Annotated in this window: 28 protein-coding genes; 21 read left to right on the forward strand and 7 right to left on the reverse strand. The window is 28.1% G+C overall.

The window, feature by feature from the left end; all coding sequences use genetic code 11:
• Positions 1–513: 513 nt before the first annotated feature.
• A complete protein-coding gene (locus tag B3086_RS14300; RefSeq protein WP_346893684.1) occupies positions 514–1,110 on the forward strand; it encodes a hypothetical protein in 597 nt (198 codons plus the stop codon).
• A gap of 290 nt (positions 1,111–1,400) precedes the next feature.
• On the opposite strand, the gene B3086_RS14305 is transcribed toward B3086_RS14300, so the two are convergent.
• Complete coding sequence (locus B3086_RS14305) at positions 1,401–2,012, reverse strand: hypothetical protein (RefSeq protein WP_346893686.1); 612 nt, start codon at positions 2,010–2,012, stop codon at positions 1,401–1,403.
• Between the two features lie 462 nt (positions 2,013–2,474).
• Between B3086_RS14305 and B3086_RS14310 the strand changes: the two genes are divergently transcribed.
• The 10 genes from B3086_RS14310 (at position 2,475) to B3086_RS14355 (ending at position 8,935) form a co-directional block, all read left to right on the forward strand.
• Entirely contained in the window at positions 2,475–3,299 is an 825-nt protein-coding gene (locus B3086_RS14310) for a hypothetical protein (RefSeq protein WP_346847103.1), read from the forward strand.
• A complete protein-coding gene (locus tag B3086_RS14315; protein ID WP_346880135.1) occupies positions 3,286–4,050 on the forward strand; it encodes a hypothetical protein in 765 nt (254 codons plus the stop codon). Before B3086_RS14310 ends, B3086_RS14315 begins: the two co-directional genes overlap by 14 nt.
• The gene (locus tag B3086_RS14320; protein WP_346847105.1) at positions 4,043–4,915 is read left to right on the forward strand and encodes a hypothetical protein; all 873 of its coding nucleotides are present in this window, start codon (positions 4,043–4,045) and stop codon (positions 4,913–4,915) included. The genes B3086_RS14315 and B3086_RS14320 overlap by 8 nt, the downstream gene beginning before the upstream one ends.
• A gap of 31 nt (positions 4,916–4,946) precedes the next feature.
• A complete protein-coding gene (locus B3086_RS14325) occupies positions 4,947–5,621 on the forward strand; it encodes an ATP-binding cassette domain-containing protein (RefSeq protein WP_346847106.1) in 675 nt (224 codons plus the stop codon).
• Positions 5,605–6,159 (forward strand): hypothetical protein, encoded by a 555-nt coding sequence (locus B3086_RS14330; protein ID WP_346877647.1) that lies wholly within the window; start codon positions 5,605–5,607, stop codon positions 6,157–6,159. Before B3086_RS14325 ends, B3086_RS14330 begins: the two co-directional genes overlap by 17 nt.
• A gap of 199 nt (positions 6,160–6,358) precedes the next feature.
• Positions 6,359–6,826: a DUF2712 domain-containing protein gene (locus B3086_RS14335; RefSeq protein WP_346847108.1), complete on the forward strand. Its 468-nt coding sequence runs from the start codon at positions 6,359–6,361 to the stop codon at positions 6,824–6,826.
• Between the two features lie 116 nt (positions 6,827–6,942).
• Positions 6,943–7,392: a DUF2712 domain-containing protein gene (locus B3086_RS14340; protein WP_346847109.1), complete on the forward strand. Its 450-nt coding sequence runs from the start codon at positions 6,943–6,945 to the stop codon at positions 7,390–7,392.
• 173 nt (positions 7,393–7,565) lie between these two features.
• Entirely contained in the window at positions 7,566–8,234 is a 669-nt protein-coding gene (locus B3086_RS14345; protein WP_346847110.1) for a DUF4352 domain-containing protein, read from the forward strand.
• A 27-nt stretch (positions 8,235–8,261) separates the two neighbouring features.
• Positions 8,262–8,459, forward strand: a complete 198-nt coding sequence (locus B3086_RS14350; RefSeq protein WP_346893688.1) for a hypothetical protein — start codon at positions 8,262–8,264, stop codon at positions 8,457–8,459.
• 47 nt (positions 8,460–8,506) lie between these two features.
• A complete protein-coding gene (locus B3086_RS14355) occupies positions 8,507–8,935 on the forward strand; it encodes a hypothetical protein (RefSeq protein WP_346893690.1) in 429 nt (142 codons plus the stop codon).
• 434 nt (positions 8,936–9,369) lie between these two features.
• Here B3086_RS14355 and B3086_RS14360 read toward each other — a convergent pair whose 3' ends face one another.
• On the reverse strand, positions 9,370–9,810 hold the full coding sequence (locus tag B3086_RS14360) for a nucleotide pyrophosphohydrolase (protein WP_346893692.1): 441 nt from the start codon (positions 9,808–9,810) through the stop codon (positions 9,370–9,372).
• A 152-nt stretch (positions 9,811–9,962) separates the two neighbouring features.
• Between B3086_RS14360 and B3086_RS14365 the strand changes: the two genes are divergently transcribed.
• The 6 genes from B3086_RS14365 to B3086_RS14390 all read left to right on the forward strand — a co-directional run bounded on the left by B3086_RS14365 (position 9,963) and on the right by B3086_RS14390 (position 14,419).
• Positions 9,963–10,715, forward strand: a complete 753-nt coding sequence (locus tag B3086_RS14365; protein WP_346877648.1) for a sugar phosphate isomerase/epimerase family protein — start codon at positions 9,963–9,965, stop codon at positions 10,713–10,715.
• Between the two features lie 88 nt (positions 10,716–10,803).
• The gene (locus B3086_RS14370; protein ID WP_346893694.1) at positions 10,804–11,673 is read left to right on the forward strand and encodes an AraC family transcriptional regulator; all 870 of its coding nucleotides are present in this window, start codon (positions 10,804–10,806) and stop codon (positions 11,671–11,673) included.
• 120 nt (positions 11,674–11,793) lie between these two features.
• Positions 11,794–12,708: a MerR family transcriptional regulator gene (locus B3086_RS14375; protein ID WP_346847115.1), complete on the forward strand. Its 915-nt coding sequence runs from the start codon at positions 11,794–11,796 to the stop codon at positions 12,706–12,708.
• A 285-nt stretch (positions 12,709–12,993) separates the two neighbouring features.
• On the forward strand, positions 12,994–13,194 hold the full coding sequence (locus tag B3086_RS14380) for a hypothetical protein (RefSeq protein ID WP_346847116.1): 201 nt from the start codon (positions 12,994–12,996) through the stop codon (positions 13,192–13,194).
• 63 nt (positions 13,195–13,257) lie between these two features.
• Positions 13,258–13,941 carry a DinB family protein gene (locus B3086_RS14385; protein WP_346847117.1) on the forward strand — a complete coding sequence of 228 codons (684 nt, stop codon included), beginning with the start codon at positions 13,258–13,260 and terminating at the stop codon, positions 13,939–13,941.
• A 13-nt stretch (positions 13,942–13,954) separates the two neighbouring features.
• Entirely contained in the window at positions 13,955–14,419 is a 465-nt protein-coding gene (locus tag B3086_RS14390) for a hypothetical protein (RefSeq protein ID WP_346847118.1), read from the forward strand.
• 111 nt (positions 14,420–14,530) lie between these two features.
• Here B3086_RS14390 and B3086_RS14395 read toward each other — a convergent pair whose 3' ends face one another.
• The 3 genes from B3086_RS14395 to B3086_RS14405 form a co-directional block, all read right to left on the reverse strand.
• Positions 14,531–14,974 (reverse strand): GNAT family N-acetyltransferase, encoded by a 444-nt coding sequence (locus B3086_RS14395; protein WP_346847119.1) that lies wholly within the window; start codon positions 14,972–14,974, stop codon positions 14,531–14,533.
• Positions 14,975–15,100: 126 nt separating this feature from the next.
• Positions 15,101–15,679, reverse strand: a complete 579-nt coding sequence (locus B3086_RS14400) for a transglycosylase SLT domain-containing protein (protein ID WP_150844570.1) — start codon at positions 15,677–15,679, stop codon at positions 15,101–15,103.
• Between the two features lie 233 nt (positions 15,680–15,912).
• Positions 15,913–16,236, reverse strand: a complete 324-nt coding sequence (locus tag B3086_RS14405; protein ID WP_346893697.1) for a Nif3-like dinuclear metal center hexameric protein — start codon at positions 16,234–16,236, stop codon at positions 15,913–15,915.
• 102 nt (positions 16,237–16,338) lie between these two features.
• On the opposite strand from B3086_RS14405, the gene B3086_RS14410 reads away from it, so the two are divergent.
• Both B3086_RS14410 and B3086_RS14415 read left to right on the forward strand, forming a co-directional pair.
• The gene (locus B3086_RS14410; protein ID WP_346847121.1) at positions 16,339–16,668 is read left to right on the forward strand and encodes a PadR family transcriptional regulator; all 330 of its coding nucleotides are present in this window, start codon (positions 16,339–16,341) and stop codon (positions 16,666–16,668) included.
• Entirely contained in the window at positions 16,665–17,897 is a 1,233-nt protein-coding gene (locus B3086_RS14415) for a DUF2812 domain-containing protein (RefSeq protein WP_346893699.1), read from the forward strand. Before B3086_RS14410 ends, B3086_RS14415 begins: the two co-directional genes overlap by 4 nt.
• A 120-nt stretch (positions 17,898–18,017) precedes the next feature.
• On the opposite strand, the gene B3086_RS14420 is transcribed toward B3086_RS14415, so the two are convergent.
• On the reverse strand, positions 18,018–18,575 hold the full coding sequence (locus B3086_RS14420) for a DUF4230 domain-containing protein (RefSeq protein ID WP_346873536.1): 558 nt from the start codon (positions 18,573–18,575) through the stop codon (positions 18,018–18,020).
• A gap of 333 nt (positions 18,576–18,908) precedes the next feature.
• On the opposite strand from B3086_RS14420, the gene B3086_RS14425 reads away from it, so the two are divergent.
• Together B3086_RS14425 and B3086_RS14430 are read left to right on the forward strand one after the other, a co-directional pair.
• Complete coding sequence (locus B3086_RS14425; protein WP_346893701.1) at positions 18,909–19,613, forward strand: TraX family protein; 705 nt, start codon at positions 18,909–18,911, stop codon at positions 19,611–19,613.
• A 121-nt stretch (positions 19,614–19,734) separates the two neighbouring features.
• Positions 19,735–20,673, forward strand: a complete 939-nt coding sequence (locus tag B3086_RS14430; RefSeq protein WP_346893703.1) for a hypothetical protein — start codon at positions 19,735–19,737, stop codon at positions 20,671–20,673.
• Positions 20,674–20,741: 68 nt separating this feature from the next.
• Here the strand turns inward: B3086_RS14430 and B3086_RS14435 are convergent, their stop codons facing one another.
• Positions 20,742–20,960, reverse strand: coding sequence for a DUF2922 domain-containing protein (locus B3086_RS14435; protein WP_035131026.1), 219 nt, complete (start codon positions 20,958–20,960; stop codon positions 20,742–20,744).
• Between the last annotated feature and the right edge of the window lie 4 nt (positions 20,961–20,964).

The raw sequence follows: 20,964 nt of genomic DNA on the forward strand, positions 1-20,964 counted from the left end.
TACAATAATTTGATTAAATCTCCACCCTTGAGCAATATTCCGAAACGGTTGAGCATTAATAATATAAGTGCTTATTCAATATTTATTTAGATTAGCTTTTTTGCGAAGTCCCAATTAGCGAAGCTTTTTAGACAAACGTTGGATCAAATGGATTTTCAGTAAATATTGACTTCAAAATAAGAGAGACGTTGAATGAAAAACTAACTTCCGTTTTAGCGCAAGCTATTGCAACCACAAGAGTAAAGTCAGTTTTAAAGCCTAAATTTGTGGTCAAAAGACCTAAAACAAGCTATAATTTATATAAGATAACCATTTTTTAGGGATTATAAGCAAGCTTAATAAGCCTACGGAAATCAGCTTGCAAAACTAAGTTCCGTTTGCTTCAACTTTGCATGATTAAATTCCGCTGATATTTGCCTTAAATTTTGATATCTTATTTTTTAAAAAGTGCAGGTTTTAGATGTATTTCATCTGCAGCTATATATTTTTTGCCTTATTCGGGGAGGATATTTGATGAAAGAAAGGTTTAAAATAATAAAATATTTTATAATTGCTCTATTAATTTTAATACCAGGAATAAAATTGTTTCTTGATTTACAATTTGGAATTACACTATTGAATGATGACAAAATCATTTATACATACATTGCTATCTATTCTATTTTAGCAATAGTTTTAGTATTTATGATGAAAAAATTTTCTTACATGTTGATAACAGTTATATTTTTGTTCATTTATGTATTTACATTACATATTGGTAATGGTTTAGATGATAGATTTCGTACTTCAGAAGAATATACCTCACCAAATAATGAAAATATATTAATAGTAAATATTCAAACTTCATGGTACCCAAGTGCTAATGTAAGATTTTATAAAAAAGTAGGCTCTTTCTTTAAAAAAACAATTAAGGCACCTAAAATAGAAGGCGAGTTTAATGATGATCGCGTTATAAGAATGGACATTTCATGGGAAGATGATAATACTGCGGTAATAAGTGGATTTATTGTTAAAAGAAATAGGGATAAACTTGAAAAGATTAAGGGAAATTTTCCAGATAAATGTGACTATGAAATAATAGATAACAATCTGTATTTAAAATTGGAATAATTAAGGAACTCCACAGAAGTTATTCTATGGAGTTCCTTAGTGTTTATATTATTTTCTTTATAGAAGTCTTCTTAATTTACTTATAAAAGTAAATGGTATAAACTGAATTTATTTGAATGTTATAGCTTTATATGATTATATATTTTACTAGTTATATCTTATTTTAGTTAATTATACTCATCATTAAGTGGCTCTGCTGCTTTAGATTCTCTTATACAAACGATATATTGAAAAAAATCTAACATGTTTGCTTCTAGTTCTTCTCCATTATAAGTATAATACATTGGTGTTTAAGAAAAAGGTGAATCCTCACCTGTTAATTTATAAATATTCAAATTGCCTTCTAATAAATCATTAGTTTCCTTAACTTGTGGATAAACAACTGTGAACTTATGTGGGGAATATCTACCATTCCCTGATATATTAATTTTCTCACAATTATCATAGTTATATATTACTGTCAAAAGCTTATCTTTAAATATTGAGTCATCAGAATTTAGATAGGCAGCAAACCACATTTTATCTTTTTCTTTACTTTGAAATGTATGGTTAAGTCCCCATTGTCCATAATACTTTCCCTTAGGCAATTCCTTTTGAAGAATTTTAAAGTTTTCATATATCATTTTATCTCTAGTGTTATCCCAATCAATATGATTATCCTTATGCTTATAAGCTTCTATTCGATTTAATACGTTAAAATTTACAAGGTTAAAACTAGTGAATTTTTCTCCAAGATACTTTCTATATATATCTTCCTTCTTTTCTATATCCTCTTGCAATTCCTTTGAACATTGAGCAGAAGTTTCATCAAATTTATCTGAATCCATAATGGCTAAATCTTTAAATTCATTTTCATCTTCTAAATCTATAGAACTATAGTTTTCTTTTAAATACTCTTGCATGATTTTTTTATTCTCAGGTGATTGTTCTAAAATTTTATCAGAGAATTCAATTGAATGTTCCTCTTTCTATATAATAAGCTATATCAATAGTTCATTTACGTTCATTTGGCAATATTATATTTTGAAAATAATTTATATATTTTACAATTTAAGTTTCTTTTATAAATTAGCTATTAAAGTAAGTTTCACTTAAATTTACTTCTAAAAGTCTAAATAATTTTAAAATAAGAAACTTAAGTTAAGATTTAGACTTTTCAAGTATCTTTTATTTAATTAAAAGTTTATTTTGATATACTTTAAAGGTAACCATTTTAATATTTGCTTTCTGTAAGCAAACAAATAAATATGTATAAATTGACAGAAGTTAACGCTATAAATATATTAAATTTGTTATTTAATGAAAAATATAATAATATAGTAAAAAATATACTAAAGTGATTTATTAGAATTGAAGGTGAGATTTTGAAAAATAAACTTATAAAGATTGAATTGAGTAGAGCGATTAAAAGTAAAACTATGGCTCTTGTACTTTTTTTAGGGCTATTAATTACAGTGTCACAAATTTTTACATATGTTATCCCAATAGCCAATTTTAATGAAAGGGTTGTGGTGGATAATTATCCAATGGCGTCCCCAACCACCGTATTTCAGGCGTGGATTGGTAATATTAATATACTTCCACAGAGCTATATATTTTTTGCCTTATTGCCATTGTTAGCGGCAATACCATTTGCAGATACCTTTTTTACTGACAGAAAAAGTGGATATATAAAAAATGTTCTTATTAGAACGAAAAAGAAGGATTATTTTTTAGCAAAATATATAGCTACCTTCATTTCAGGTGGATTAGCTATAACTATACCACTACTTGTTAATTTGATTATTGCAGCTATGTTTTTACCCTCATTTGTACCTCAAGTAACTCAAAGCTTTGCAATAGGACCAACACATTTATGGAGTAAATTATTTTTTACACATCCTTATATATATTTAATTGGATTTTTAATGATAGATTTTATTTTTAGTGGATTGATAGCTACTATTGGGTTATCAGTGAGTTTCTTCATTGAATATAGGTTCATGGCGTTAATTACACCATTTATAGTATATATATTTGTTTACACAGTACTAGGTTCTTTTAATTTAGCTAAATATATTCCCTTCTATTTTTTGCAGCCAGGATTTGAAGTATGTAATGGATATGTAGTTTTAGGAGAAATTATTGGATTATCAATCATTACATTTGGTATGTTTTTCTTCAAGGGAGTGAAAGATGATATATACTAATTTAAAAAATTGGACAAAAGAGTTTTTAAGAAATATAAAATGTAACTATCTAATAATCATAGGATATATGATTATTTTAGCTATTATAATTTTATTTCATATTAGAAGTGGAGTGTTTACTCATAATGTTCAAAGTGTGGCAGATGCATTTATATACGTATCAGCATATTGGTTTTTTGGAATTGAAATTATGATTTTAGCAAATTTTATGCTTTTTAACATTATTAAAGATGACCTAAGGATAAATAGTATTATAAAACAAAAAAGTAGGACTTTATTATGGATAAAACAGGTATATAAAATAAGCTTATTATCTATATTTTCTTCAATATGGATTTCCCTTTGCACTTATTTCTTTGGGGGATTAATGACTACACACTTTATAAACTGGAATAATGTGAATAGTATTTACTTTAAAATAAATAAAACTGTATGTAGCTCTATAAGTTTAAACTATGTAATTACAATGTTTTTATTATGTTCCTTTATCAGAATTGTTCTAATATTAACTATTTCATTATTAATATATTGGATAACAAATAAGAAGATTATAAGCTGGTTGTTTGTTGTAACCTTGGGATTTTTAGAAATTTCAGTACCAATTGTATGTAAAGTGATAAATATTGATTACACAGCAATTAATAGCATCTATAAATTAATTATTGGGTTTTCATATGGCATAGTTCTTATATTAATAGCAATAATATTAGGAGTTATTCTGGGAAAAAGAAAGGAATTTTATTATGAATAATATAAAATTTGGTGATGAAAAGAAAAAAGGAAGTTTCTTTTTACAGATTAAACATGATTTTTATAAAGGTACTATAGAGGGATGGAAAAGATATGCAATAGCCCTATGTATATTTATATTTTTATGTTTTGTATTTCAAATAAGAGCTGAAAAAATTATACAATTTAATAAGATTAGTAAAGAAATCTCTTTTTCAGATTTTATATTATTTATGTTTAGAGGAATGAATGTTTTTGATGGAAATGCAGTTGAACTACAAGATAAGCTGCCTCAATGGTTTTTAGTAAATATATATTTAAGCATTATCATTGGATATTTTCCATTGAAGGATTTAAGTGAATCAGGAATTCAGGTATTAATTAGAACTAAAAGCAGAGTTTCATGGTGGCTTTCTAAGTGTCTATGGGTCATATATAATGTTCTAATCTATTATACGATTTTTATCATTGTCATAACAGTTTTTTCACTTTTCCACGGAGGATTATCACTGGAACTATCAAAGGAGCTAAATCTGATATTATCAAATCTAGACATTTCAAAGTTTAATTTTAAAGGAATACTCGTAGTCGGAATAATACTTCCACTTATTACATCCATTACTTTTTCATTAATACAATTATTAATTTCACTCTTTACTAATTCAATTATAAGTAACATGTTTATCATTACTGTTTTAACTCTAACACCTTTTTATTGTAATTCATTTTTTATAGGTAATTATTTAATGATATTACGTAGTAATTTAAACATTGGAGACAGTGGAGTAAGTATAGTATATGGAATAGTTATATGTGTAGTATTATCAATAGCAACCATATTTATAGGAGCAAATAAAATTAAAAGGTATGATATTTTAGAAAAGTAATTATTTAAATGAGAAAATAAGGAGCATGAATATGGAGATAGAAGTAAGAAACTTAACAAAAAGAATTTCAGGAAATTTAATTCTTGATAATATAAATATAAAAATGACCAATGGTAAAATATATGGATTAAAAGGAAAAAATGGTTCAGGGAAAACTATGTTAATGCGAGCTATTTGTGGTCTTATTTTACCAACTGAAGGTGAAGTTATAATTGATGGACAAGTTCTTGGAAAGGATATTTCTTTTCCAAACAGTTTGGGAGCCTTAATTGAAAGTCCAGGTTTTATTTCTAATTATTCCGGATTTAAAAATCTTAAAATATTATCAGAAATACAAGGTAAGATAGATGATAATAAAATTAATGAAGTATTAACTATGGTTGGACTTGATCCAAAGGAAAAAAAGAAGTTTAAAAAGTATTCATTAGGTATGAAACAAAAACTAGGAATAGCAGCTGCAATAATGGAAGAGCCTGAGATAATTATTCTAGATGAACCAACTAATGCCCTTGATGAAAGTAGTGTAATATCTTTAAGAAAAACATTACAAAAATATCGTGATGCAGGAGCATTAATAATTATTTCATGTCATGATAGTGAGGAACTAGAATTTTTATCTGATGAAATTTTCTTTATGGAAAATGGAAGGTTAAAACCATATAATAAACGCCAAAAGGAAGGTGATAGTTATGAAGAAGAAAAGTAAAGTAATATCACTGGCTATTATTTTTATTTTAGTTATAGTAATTGGACTAAGATATAATTACATAAACAATAAGTATCCTCAGGCACCTGTAGAAGCTTATAACCTAGGGGATACCTTTGAATATAGAGGAATTACAGTAAAGGTAGAAAAAGCTAAGTTTATATCTGACAATGAAATAAAAAATATGAATCTAGAAGAATCTACTTTTTTTGAGAATGATGAAAGAAAAGCTATTGTAGCAACAGTTAACTTCAAGAATACAAGTAGTAAAGAGCAAAGCATAGAATGTGATTTTTTTGAAGCGGAATCTATTGATTGGCATAATGGTTTAAATTATGAAATGTTTATTACAATTAATGGAGAAGAGGCAAGTCCAAGCTTAACTTTAGCCCCAAATGAAGAAATCACATTAGATTTACCCTATGAAATGTTTGATTTTCAATATGATAAAAGTAGTTGGAAAAGAATTGAGGAAGTAAAATTTCGTTTAACATTAGATATATATCCAATAAAAAAGTATGTTAAACTTGAGATTTAATAATATATAAGCTCTAAGTAGTTATTGTTAAAGTTAATAACAAAAAAACTAGGGGAGTTATCTTTGTAAATACTTTACGTATATAAGGTAAAATTTTCAAGATATAATAAAATGCATAGAACTTAAAATGATTAATCAAATTATATTTTAAAAGTTTAAGATAGGGTTAACGTACCCTATTAAATAAGGGGGAAGACAATTGAAAATTAAAAAAAATATTTTTAAAGGAATTATGTTAGGAATGACGCTTATGACCATTATGTCAGCTAAATTAACTATCGCAGAAGCAAATAACTATACAGACACTGGATTTGGAGGTTTTTACTCAGGATATAATACTGTGAATACGGAGTACAGACCTAAGGAAGATGACTCTTCGTCATATATAAATAATTCAGGGTCACCTTGTGGTGTTTATGTTGATGTATGGGGTGCTAGAGGTAAGTTTGAAATTGCTAGAGATGGCAGAGGAATGGTTTTTTATAAATATGACGGACAAGAAGCTTCTTGTAATGTTAGTCAGAATAATGTATTAGTAGGAAAAGGACAAGCTAAAAAGTTACCTAACTATGTAAATGAAAGAAATTATAATGCTGGATCACTTAGAATGACAGGAACTCAATTAAGGGTAAATTTATCAGGGTTATGGAGTCCAGATAGTATATAATAAAATATCGAAAATAAAATAGTATACTTATGATTTGATTAATTGTTTGAGTTATATTTATAAAAATTTATCAAGATAGGATTAAAGGACATCCTATTCTTAGAGGGGGAAGACAATTGAAAATTAAAAATAATATTTTTAAAGGAATTATGTTAGGAATGGTACTCATGACAATAATGACAGTAAAAGTACCTATTGCTGAAGCAAATAACTATGTAGATACTGATTTTAAAGAGTTTTATTCTGGATACAATATAGTGGAAACAAAATATAGATATAAGTCAGATGACTCATCAGCATATATATTTAATTTAGGTTCACCTTGTAGTGTTTACGTTGATGTATGGGGGGGCTATGCTGTCTTCGACGATGCTGGTAATGCTTCTGTTAGACCAACTCAGCAAGAATGCTGCAATTACAATGGAAATGTATTAGTAGGTAAGGGACAAGCTAAAAAGTTACTTAATAATGTAAATGAAAAAGGTTATAATGCTGCACAACTTCGTATGACAGGAAATCAATTAAGGGTATATTTATCTGGAAAATGGAGTCCAGATAGCATATAATTTAAGGATAAATTTAAGAAAGAAGATTGTAGGATATATATTTGTATTTTACAATCTTTTTTAACGAAAATCTTAAAAGTGTTCAAGTTGAAGGTTTTTAGTATACATTTTGACATGTTCAATATTATAAAAAAATATAATTTTATATTAGTATTGTGTTGGGAGATTAAAAAATGAAAGAAAAAATGGGGAGATTAATTTTAAAAATTATTATAGCAACCATGTTTATTTGCAGTGTCTATATACTTATAGTTAAAGGTATGCCTATTCCAGGAAAAAATGTTTGGAATAATGAAGAAGTAGCAGAGGAAGATGTAGGAAATCTTGAAAAAGAAGAAAGTGAATTAAGGCTATATGAAATAGGAGAAGAGATTACATTTGGACCCTATACATATAAAGTTAATTCGGCAATGGAATCAAAAGAAAAAGGAAACTTTCCTGCACCTACAGATTATTCAAAAAGATATACATTTGATGAAAATGGCAACATAACTGGAGATAATTCTTATGTAGTAGTCAATTTAACTATTGTGAATAATACAAAAGAAGTTAAGGTACTCTACTTAAACAGCATGGGATTAGCGGTATATAAAAATAATAATACTAATGAATGTGATTATAGTGAATGTTTATCTTCAAGTAAACTAGAAGGTTATGGAAGAAAAGATTATTTTAGTACACAGCTTGAGCCATCAGTAGAATATACCTATGATCTTGTATTTATAATTCCAGATGAATCATTAAAAACCAATGAAGGTCAGCTTGTAATTAGAAGACAAGATGCCTCAACAGAAAAAGAATATGAAGATAAGATGAGATGTGTAGAAGTAAAATTTCATTAAATGAATATTCATATAAGGAGGTAAAAAGTGAAAGGAAAAATGGGTAAAGTAATTTGCATAATAATTATAGCAGGAATGTTTATTTGCAGTATCTATATACTTATAGTTAAAGGTATGCCTATTCCAGGAGAAAATGTTTGGAAGAATGAAGAAGTAGCAGAAGATGAAGGAAATCTTGAAAAAGAGAAGCAAAAGAAGAAAGTGAAAAAAGGATTTTTCAAGTAGGAGAAGAGTTTACCTTTGGACCTTATACATATAAGGTGAATTCAGCAATGGAATCAAAAGAAAAAGGAAGCTTTCCTGCACCTACAAATTGGAGTGAACGATATACATTTGATGAAAGTGGAAACATAACTGGAGAGAATTCTTATGTAGTAGTTAATTTAACTATTGTGAATAATACAAAAGAAGTTAATGAGCTCTACTTAAATAGTATGGGATTAGTAGTATATAAAAATAATAGTACTAATGAATGTGATTATAGTGAATGCGTCTCTTCAAGTAAATTAGATGGTTTTGAGAGAAAAGATTATTTTAGAACAGAGTTTGAGCCATCAGTAGAATATACTTATGATCTTATATTCATAATTCCAGATCAATCATTAAAAACTAATAAAGGGCGGCTTGTAATTGAAAGGCAAGATGCCACAACCAGAAAAGAAGACGAAGATAAGAAAAGACTTGTAGAAGTAAATTTTTAATTTTATTATTAAGCTTTAGAATAGAATGATAAGAAAAGAAATCCAATGTTGAATTATTTATCAAATATTGTATAGTCAACTATATCAGGAGGTGATTTATATAGAATTTATTACAAAATTTTTTTTGAAGTTCCAGCAGCTATAAATCTTTTAGTAATTAACATATTTTATATAGTTGGTAGCTTAGTGGCATTTCCTTTGATACAAAAGAGTAGCATGTTAGAAAAAGAAAAAAATTAGCTACTATTTTAGATACAGTATTTTTGATTCTAAATATGTTTGCCTTATTTGCATTATTTGCAATAAGTATATTTTTTTCTACTTTTATTTTTGACTCTGTTTTAAAATAGTGTTGATAATATATTATAGGCATGTAATATATTTAATTTAAAAGTGCAGTGATTCGAAATCACTGGACTTTAGTTCGTAATAGTTTAAGGTTGTAAGCTTATTTTTGAGCCGAAAAATCTGATACTTTTAAATCTACTTAATTTTACTATGATTAATTCAGGTAATATTAAAGCAGATATTTTTTTATGTTCAAGATCAAAATCTCTATTCATATTTTTACAATGCTTTTTTATGAAAGCTTCTGAAAATTCCTCAGGTGTAATCCCGAAGCACATCAATGCATCGTTGTAGAACATCATAACATCAACCATTTCTTCAACAAAAGCAGCTCTAACTGTTTCATCATTCATAATATCATTTTCCCCACGTTTTTTAATTATCGCTATTACTTCTCCCATCTCTTCTATCATCCATAACAAGCTGTTACGACCATTCTCTGCACAAAGAGGAGTCCATTTTTCTTTATATTTTTCCTGTAGTTCCTTTTGCATGATCATAATTTCTGATAATTTTAAATCTGCCATTTTTCTACCTCCAACAGTAAACTTATAATTATTTACTTATTAGACATATTATATCACGAAAGTTGTTTTGTATTTACTTTTATTGGTGTACAATTAATTTATATTTAGTTTTAGAGCTATGTGCGGAAAATTAAAAAAGGGGATATATAACTATGATAGAATATGGAAGAAGTATAAGATGGTTTAATAATTATAAAGATGAAATTGATTTTTCAAAATCAAACAAATTTGATTTTATGCAAATTTGGTTTAGTAAAGGGGAATTAGTACTTGATAAGGTATTATTTCCTAAAGAAGAATATGTATTAAATTCAAAATTCCCAGTAATAATTCATGCTGTATATGATATTGATGATTATGATAAATATAATAATGAATTGATTAGGATATTAAAATATTTAAATCATACAGAGGTTATTATACATCCCGTATGTAAAAGTCTTATCATAAATTCTCAAACTATAAATCTACTTGCTGACAACATTTATAAGACTAACCAATTATTAAAAAAGAACAATATAAAACTTTATATTGAGAATAATAGTGTAATGGACAAGATTAACTATACACCAAGTGACTTAAAAGTAGTATTTGATAAAAACCCAGATGTTGAATTACTCCTTGATATTGCTCATATAGATGACTATAATCATTTGGAAGAAATACTTAAAGTGAAATTTCCTAAATGCATACATATAGCAGATAAGCATTTTGATGTAGAGCATGAACATTTTCCTATTGGACAAGGTGAACTTGACTTTAGGTTAATTTTTCAAAATTACTTAAAGGACTATGATGGAAAAATCATATTTGAAGTTGTTGATACAGATGAGAATATTTTAGAATCTAAAAAAATAATTCAAAATATAATTGAAGCTTCAAAGAAGGGAAATACAACTAAGTAAATTTATAATAATGAGGCTACAAAATAGGGCATGAAATATCGAGTGTAAATATATTTATAAAGATACTATTAAATTGGGAGTGAGAAGAATGGATTGGATAAAAAATTTAAATGAGTCTATAAATTATATAGAAGAAAACCTTCATGGTGAAATATCCTATGAAACTATTTCAAAAATTGCTGGATGTTCTGTCTACAATTTTCAAAGAATGTTCTCATATATAGCGGAAAAGCCCTTATCGGAATATATAAGAAACAGACGATTAACAATTGCAGCCTTTGATTTATTAAATAGCACAGAAAGAATAATTGATATTTCTTTAAAGTATGGATATGAATCTCAAGATTCATTTACCAGGGCATTTAAAAAGTTTCATGGAGTACTACCTTCAAGTGTTAGAAATGAAACTGTACAGTTGAAATCCTGTCCTAAGCTCTCCTTTCAAATTTCAATAAAAGGAGAAAATCATATGAATTATCAAATTGAACAGTGGCCTGAATTTAGAGTAATGGGAGTATCACATAAAGTAAAAACAGCCAAGGCCTTTGAAGTAATTCCTCAGATTTGGGAAAACTCATGGAAGGATGGAACTATGAAAATGTTCCTTGACAACTTTCCCGACTATAGACCTGCAGGTTTTTTAGGAATTGCTCAAGGAGGACAATGGGGAGAGTCGGAAGAAATGGAATACATCATAGCGGTGACAAATCATGTTGATGTACCAAACTGCAAACATGTTCCAGTACTTGAAGGAATGAAAGAGTTTACTTACCCTGCTGCAACATGGGCAATTTTTGAAGCTAATGGAGAACTGCCAGATGCGACTCAAAAGGTTTATAAGCAATTTTATAGTGAATGGCTTCCTAATTCAGGATATGAATTAGCTGATCTTCCTGTAATTGAATGCTATATGCAAGAAAATCATCAAGAAGTTTGGATTGCTATTATTAAAAAGTAAAAAATATTAAATAATTGCAACTTATTAGAAAAACTTCTAAAATACCCTTGTAATTGACGTAGCGTCAAATGATATTATTTTCTTATGAGGACCTCATAGATTGAAAAAGGAGGTGGTTAAATGAGCCATTTTGAACCAATTCATCAGGTATCGGAACAATTTGGATTAACCAGTCGTACACTTCGTCACTGGGAAGACAAGGGACTTTTCTATAGTACCCGAGATCCACAATCAGGCTGGCGTATTTACAATAATGAAGCACTACAGAGAATACGTCTTGTAATATTGCTTAGGGAACTGGATATTCCTTTAAAATTTGTAAAAGTCATCATTGACAGCGCAGACCCTAAAGTTGCTTCAAAGATTATTAGAAATCAAATTAATAAGCTAAGTGAAGAAAATATTGTGATTACTAAGCGAAAAAACTTGTTAAGTAAATGTCTTTCAATTATAAACTCCATGGAGCTTCCATCCAATGAGTCAGAATACCTTGTGAATATGGAAGAAACATTGGCACTTCAAATCATTTCTACAAATAATATGATAGAGCAATGGGAGGATATTATTATGACAAATAACGCAATTACTTCAGGAGCGTTACGAATTGTTAGTTTACCTGATATGAGGTTAGCAGTATGTAATGTGATAAGCACTTCTCCAGAGGATGAAGCACTAAAAAAAGTTTTGGATTGGGCAGAGTCAGAACATTTAATGGGTACTGCTAGAATTTTTGGTTTTAATACCACCGCATATAGTCCAGGTTGTACAGAGTATGGATGGGCAGCTTCTATTACTGTACCAGAACAGGTTGTAATTCCAAAATGTTTTGAAGAAAAAAGGTTGCCAGGTGGCCTATATGCATCACTAAATAGCACTAATGAAGTATACGATTCATGGCAAACATTAATGCGATTATTGAAAGATAATAATGCATATGCTGTTGATGAAAGCCGTTTATGTCTTGAGGAACACATACCTAGTGGTGAAGGAAATGATTTTTATTTAAATCTGCTGGAGCCAATAACTAAAAAATAACTTTTAGAATCGTTAGCATTTATATAACTAGCTATGTCATCTTAGTTTAAAATTTAATCTATTCAAAACACTGCATATTCAGAAATGAATATGCAGTGTTTTTTAGGAATTTGAGGATATAAAATATTTAGATTATAAGTCAATGTAGAGATGCTAGTGTAAATCATCAAGATAATTACCAAGGTTGCCCATGGTAAAATTGTTTTAATTTTACTTTTATTGGTGTATAATTAGTTTTAGAGTTAATAATTAATCTAATCAATAACATTTATAGAGGTGAAGTGCTTGATAAAAAATAAAAGAAATAACAAGATATACACTCCAGGTATTTTTGCTCTTTTTGGAATGTCAATAGGATCTAACTTAGCTACAACTTTGTTTTCTTATCCTTGGCGTGGCATAATTGGAATGTATTCTGGTCTGATTATTGGGTTTTTATTAGGGAAGCTAGTAGATTATGTAGCTATGAAAAAGGAAAAACACTAAATTAATTTTAGAGTTAATAATTAATTATAAACCATAAGGAACAAATAAAGGGGAGTATATTAAGTGGATTTAAAATCATGGAACAATGATATTAAGGAATTAAGAAAGATAATATTGAAACCAGATAAAATTCAAGAAAGTAAAAGCTTGGCTTTAAGTTTGCATTCAATGGTCCATTTATCCATTATGTCAGGAGTAGATAAAAAAACTTTTGAAGATGAATTACGGGAAGGGTTAGATGAAAATACATTTAGAACTTCACAAAATCAAAAGGGACGTACTATCGCCTATGGCATTTGGCATTGTACTAGGATAGAGGATATAACAATGAATTTATTAGTTGCAGGCGATAAACAGATATTTAATAGGGAAAATTGGCAAGAAAAAATCAATTCCAATATCACAGATACTGGTAATGCAATGTCAGAAGATGATATTATGGAATTTAGTAAAAATATAAATATGGAAGAATTAAAAAATTATAGAATTGAAGTAGGAAGAAGGACAAGATACATAGTAGAGAATCTTTCCACTGAGGATATGAAAAGAAACTTTGATAAACACAGATTGCAACGTATATTAGACGAGAGAGCAGTATTGGATGTAAAGGCATCAAATTGGCTTATTGATTTTTGGGGTAGAAAGAATGTAGCGGGAATTATATTAATGCCAATGACGAGACATCAAGTGATACACATAAATGAATCTTTAAGTGCAAAAAAGAAGTCTAAATCAAAGGCTTTATAACAGGAGGATATAAATGAAGATTAATGACATTATTATTTCAGTGCTTTTAATTTTAATAATACTAAAGCAGCTAAAATATATAAAAGCCTTAATAATACCAATAAGAAAAAGGCTTATAGAGATTGTTGTTGTATTGTTTGGTATTATTATTCTCATAGGCATTATGTATTTTTATGCTAATACTTGGATTCATTATGTAATAGGAATGTTATGTATTTTTACGTTTATAAGCAGCTGGATTAAGGGAGGAATTAGCTCCCAAGGCTTTATATCAATGTATAGATATAAAGAGATTATATTGTGGAATGAGATTGAGAAAGTTCAACTAACTAATTCAAAGGATGTAAAAGTTAAACTATTTGGTGGTTTTATGGAGCAAACCTTTCATTTTAAAACCAGTGATTACCAGAAAGTTATTAATATTTTAAAGGAAAAATTACCTGTGGAAGCAGAGTTAGAAATAAATAATTATAAATAATTATGTAAAAATAAAAATACCCCATTATTCTATTTTGGATAATGGGGTATTTTGCAAGTAATCACTTAATTTTGATTATTACACCTTAATTTACTTATCTATGCATTATGATTAATATCTGAAATTATAAATAATATCATCCTTTATTTCTGGTTCCTCTGCTCCAATACTACTATATAATTTACATGCTGGTGAGTTGCTTATATTTGTTGGAATCCATATTTTCATTGAATTATTTAATTTTCCATCTTCAATAATTTTATTAATTAATCTTTTGCCAATACCATTTTTTCTACAGGACTTTAATGTACCTATTTCATATAAGCAAATCATACTTTGGGTGGTATCCAGACGACTTTGAACATAAGCAATTGCATATGAAACAACTTTTTCATCCATTGCTGCAACATAAAATAAATTATCGTCATTGGATAAAAATTTTTCTATAGCTTTCTTGTTAAAACAACATGGATCTTCTTCGCTTTTAACATTAATAATGGCATCTTTAATATATGAAATTTCATTGATACCGCATCTAAACATGTTTAAATTCATTTAGAATTCCTCCACAATATTTTATAAATAATTGTTGCTCATAGTATAATGCTAGAGGTAATATAAGTAAATTATAACATATAATACAAAATATCAATGAGTATTTTATATTTCATATTCTATAGGTTACTTATCTTTATATATTTCTAAATACTTTTTATAATTATAGTCCACTATATCAACATAATTTGCAGTTTCCTTATAAGGGATGTTATTTAGTGTTGCTCCATCACTTGAATAATTACTATCCTGTAACCATTCAGTGGTAATATTCATTCCCGCATTATAGGCTGCAACTACAGTATTTTGCTCAGAAAAGTTTTTCTGAAGGATAGAAATGAAAAACACACCATATCGAATATTAGTATCTGCATCAAACAAATCATCATAGGTGGTAGAACTTTCTCCTAACTGAGGTTTTAGCCAGTTAAAGGTATCTTCTGTTAGCTGCATTAAACCTCTTGCTTTAGCTGAAGAAATAGCCTGGTTATTAAAATTGCTTTCCTGTTTTATCATTGCATACACCAAATATTTATCAACATCAAACTCTTTACAATATTTATTTATAGAATCTTTATACTCAATCTGAAAGGTTTCTTGTTCATGAGGATTTTTACTGTTAAAAGAATAAATAAATAACATACCCCAACCAATAATAATTAAAATAAATAAAAGTTTTTTAAAACTAAATCTTTTTTTCTTCAAAAAAGTTCCTCCTCAAAGCTTATTTACCATAGGCGAAATAGTTATAGCCTTTTTTATATTTTAAAACTTATCTATAACTAGCTTATTTAATTTAATTATAGATTAAAACACTTAAGGAATTCATTACAAATTTCTTAAGTGTTTAATATATTTATATTATTTAATTTACATTTAAGGAAAGTGTGAAATATACATAAATATTTATGCACAATTATTAAACAGATGTAGCAAACTTACATATCCTCGTATACTGGTTCTCCTTCAATAAAAGTAGAAACAAGCCCAAACCTTTCAAAGTAAGTACACATCTTTTGACATGCAAATTTTTCAGTAGAATAATGGGTTCCACCCAAAACATTAATATGATTTTTTTGTTCAAGCTCATGAACTTCTAAATAATTTTTGTTATTCACTGAAATACCTGTAATAAGAACATCCACCTTATTTTCAATCATTTCAGAAACAGTAGCTATATTATTACCTCCACCTGCTACAATGGCTACTCTCCCATCTTTTATATTATTATTTCCATATAAATAGCATTTTTTATATTGCATGTTTACTTATATGTCGCAGTGTGATATAGTTTTAATATGATATATCACACCGTGACATATAGACATATAGAAAAATAGTAATACTAGAAAGAAGGTATTTTAATGAGTGAGGATAAAATTTTAAAAGCATTCATGCCTATGACAGAAACAGCTTTCTACATTCTTCTTTCACTTACAGAACCAAGACATGGTTATGGAATAATACAACATGTAGATAAAATTACTAATGGAAGAATAAAGTTAGGTTCTGGTACAGTTTATGGAACATTAGGTAAAATGGAAAAAAGTCAAATTATATCAATTTACTCTGATGAAAATAGGAAAACAATATATGAAATTACAGAACTGGGGAAGAGATTAATAAAAGCAGAGATAGAGAGGATTAAAGAATTACATGATAATGCAATAAAATATGAGGGGGATTTTTCATGAGAATTTTTAAACCATTTTGGAGCTTAAATATTAAAAATATAGAAAACTGGTTAAGTAAAAAAGCTTTAGAGGGTTATATTTTGAAAGATGTTAACCTTCTTATAAGACTATTTATCTTTGAAAAGGGAGAAGAAAGCAATATTAACTATAGAATTTCATTTGAGAAAAGGAGGATTACAGAGTTACAACCTTCTTTAATAAAAAATGGATGGTACAAAGCTTGTAGAAAAGGTAGATGGTTTTTCTTAGCAAATGAAAAGAATCTAGAAGATATAAAAGCTGAGCCATCTCGAGAGCCTTTACTAAGTAGATTTAAAATAGCTCAAATTCTTTTATCATTAATTCCAATTTATCTTGCTGCAAATATTGGCATTTTCCTAATATTTTTGATTCCAATGATAATTTTTTATTTTTTAGGTATTGGAGATATCACCTTCATAAAAGAAGTGTCTCCTGAGAAAATACAACATATAGAAACTTCTTATTTTACTTTGTTAGATATTTTAAATGTTGTAAAAGCGCTAGGTATTATAGCTCTGTTCATATATCCACTATATAGATTAAGGAAGAATGAATCGCAGATAAAAGAGGAATTAGGCTCTGATTATGTTAAATTTGATGGGGAATATGTATCTGAAAAGGAAGGTTCCCTACAAGAACATAGGAAGTTAATAGAGAAAAGATGCCCTAGTTTTTTAGAACCAGATAAATTAGAAAAATGGTTAGAAGATATGGAAGCAAAAGGCTTTAATCTTTATAAAGTTAAAAAAGGGAATATGAAATTTTATTTTACTAAGGGAGCTCCTAGAAAAATTAGATATATATTAGATTTTCAAAATAACCCTACAGCTGCATATTATGAAATATTTAAACTGGATCAATGGGAACTTGCATATACTGTTGGAACATTACCAGTTAAATGGAGTCTATGGAGTAAAGAATACACAGGCGAAAGACCTAATATATATACAAATAGAGAGGAACAAGCTTCTAATGCTAAGAAAATGGCTTTAACTTATTCAGCATTTTACCTACCTATTATAGTTATTATTTCTTATAGCATTATAAAAGTATTTATTCTTTTAATTAGTGATATTTCAAGGACAATAGAAGTTTTACCATATATGATTTTCATAGTATTATTTCTTGTGTCTATATTATTCTTATTTTGTTTCCCTTATTCAAAAATAATTTCATTCTATATTAGGGCCAAAGTGAGGGAATACTAGTATTATAAGGTGAATTATTTCATTGCATTCCCTCTCAATGAACATATTAGGTCTAAGCCAATATTTTTATAAGGTCATAATGCTATGTTGAAAAAACATAGCATTTTTATATTATATGAATTAAGATGCTGCAATCTTAACTTTTACTTCATCAAAACCACAATTCAAGAAAATATTTTTAAGAAGGTCTATAGTGTCCACAGTAACCTTATCAAGGAAGCCATCTTTGATTACCCTTTCTTCAGTCTTAGATTTTTCTGCTACAATTTCACTTAACATATCATCCATAGTTAATTTATTAAATATGGAGTTCTTTTCATCAAATATAAAAACCTCATCTTCATTTACATTATGAGTAAGGATAGAACAAGGTGGAATAGTTATGGTAAGTATATTCTTATCTATAGAAAAAGTAGCAGCACTAAAATCTAATCCAGCAGTAATATAGCCATTATATTTAATTACAAAGGATTTTTCAGTAAAAGGAATAGTAATATCCTTAAAACTTAAGCTATTCTTCACAGAAATCACATTAGAGTAATCATAACGGGAAGTAGCTAGCTCGGATATGGATATAAGTTTTTCAGATACAAAATCACTCTTTTTCTCTAAATTATTTTTAGTAGTTAAAGAATTTATAAATAAACAAGCAACAATTATAGCTATTATAAAAATCATAATCTTAATCTTCTTAAAAAAGGAAAAGAACTTTTTAATCTTGGATTTTTTCAAAATAATCACCCCGCAAAATTATCTTTTTAATGTTTATGCTATGGGAGTATATATTATGAATGTAATGAGATATAATGGTATAAAGTAAAATATTATCCAGGGGTCAGAGCCCGTTATAAAATTTGGAATAAAGGAAGAGAAGAATTAATTCACGTTAAAAGTCTATGAAAGTTTTATCTTACGCTTTTGTAATCTTCATGTAATGTAAGTAAATATGAAAAAGTACATTTAGTATATATAATCATAGAAGTAGATAATTTATTTTGGAGGTTAAGTTTTATGAAAAAGTTAGATTCCTTTACTTTAAAGATTATAGCTATGATATTTATGCTTATGGATCATATTCTAACTTATATAGGAACTGGTGGAGGGGTAAATATTCCAATGTGGTTTGGATATTTTGGAAAGATTGCCGCACCTATATTCTTTTTCTTAATAGTTGAAGGATTTTTCCATACTAGGAGTAAAAATAAGTACATGCTGAGACTATTTGCTTTTAGCGGAGTAATGCTAGTTGTAGATTATATATTAGGTATTCATAATAATATATTTTTATCTCTTGGACTTTCAGTAACACTTCTAACATGTATTGATAAAGCTAAGGAGACACGTAGAAATAATGAAAATTATATTATATGGGTAATGTTTTCTGTAATTACATTAGTAGTAGAGTTGTTTACTGAGGCTTCATTTTATGGCGTTACAATGACATTGATATTTTACTTCTTAAGAGAGAAGAAGGGGGTTATGGGTTTAGTATATATAATCTGTAGTATTATTCCCGTATTTACGGCACTTGGAAATGGAGAGTTATTTTTAGAATCTATATTAGTTTGGGATTATCAATGGATGATGGTGTTTGCTATAATTCCTATACTAATGTATAACGGAAAATTAGGTATTAATAATAAGTTTACTAAATGGATGTTTTATTGTTTTTATCCAATACATCTTATAGCAGTAGTACTTATCGGAAGGATATAAAAGTATTTGAGGAATTTAATATGGTGAGATATAATGGTATAAAGTAAAATATTATCCAGGGGGTCTGACCTCGTTACAAAATTTGGGGTATAACTTACCTTAAAAAGAAAGGAAATTTAGTATGTTTGAGTATATTAATGAAGAACTTATAGCTGCTAAGGAAAAAGTGTGGAGAAAAGAGAAGTTTGAGGGTATGATAAGCCATACGGAAGAATCTCTTGAAAAAGAAGTAAATAGAAAGATAGAACTTGAAAAAGCTCTTAAAAATGAAGATAAAGATGTAAAAAAGCTTGAATCTTTAAGTATTACTAACATATTTTATTCTATACTTGGAAGTAAGGAACAGCAGCTTGATAAAGAGAGACAAGAGTTCCTTGCAGCAAAGTTAAAGCATGATGAATGTTGCCACTCAGTTCTTATGCTAGAAAAGGATCTTGAATCCTATAAAGTGTTATTTAACAATTTACTTGATGCAGAGGCTGAATATGAAGCAGTATTAAAGAAAAAAGAAGCGTTCATATTAGGTTTAAATAATGAGAACTCTAAAAAGTTACTTGAAATTATGGAGAAGATTCCTTCTATTGAAGCTCAGAAGAAAGAGTTACAGGAAGCAATAGCTGCTGGTGATGCTGCTAGAAATGAACTTCAATTTGTAGTGGATTCTCTTAAAAGTGCTGATGGATGGGGGACCTGGGATATATTAGGCGGATGCCTTTTAGCTACAGCAGCTAAACACTCTGAAATTGATAAAGCTAAAGAGTATGCACAAAATACAAAAATTGCACTGATGAAATTTCAAAATGAATTAGCAGATGTGGATTTAGCAATGGATATAGATATAAATATTGGTTCTTTTGAAACTTTTGCAGATTACTTTTTTGATGGATTAATATCTGACTGGATTGTACAATCAAAAATCAGTGATTCTTTAAAAAGTGTATGCAACGTTGTATATAATGTAGAGGACATAATAAAATCCCTTAGATCAAAGCTTACTACTGTAGAAAGTGAATTATCTTCAATAAAAGAGAATATGAAATCACTTATTGAAGAGGTGTAAATATTTGTAATGGGGTCAGACCCCGAGGAAAAAATTTCCTCAGGTCTGACCCCGTTATTTTTGTTATTTTAGGCAAGACTGAACTTAGTAGTTTGTCTTTGGGTAAGCTGTGCTCCGTATTTAGAAGCTAGTGAGCCTCCCTTACTAAGAAAAACATCCTTAGCAATTATGGTATCCATAAGAGTTGATACCTGAGGTTCAGTGATATCTTGCTTAACCCCTGAAATTGATAAATTAACTTTATCTCCACTAGCATTAATAAAAGTCATTAATAATGAATATTCCATAGTT

Source organism: Clostridium sp. UBA871 (genome assembly GCF_002295255.1).
GTDB classification, from domain to species: Bacteria; Bacillota; Clostridia; order Clostridiales; family Clostridiaceae; genus Clostridium_J; species Clostridium_J sulfidigenes.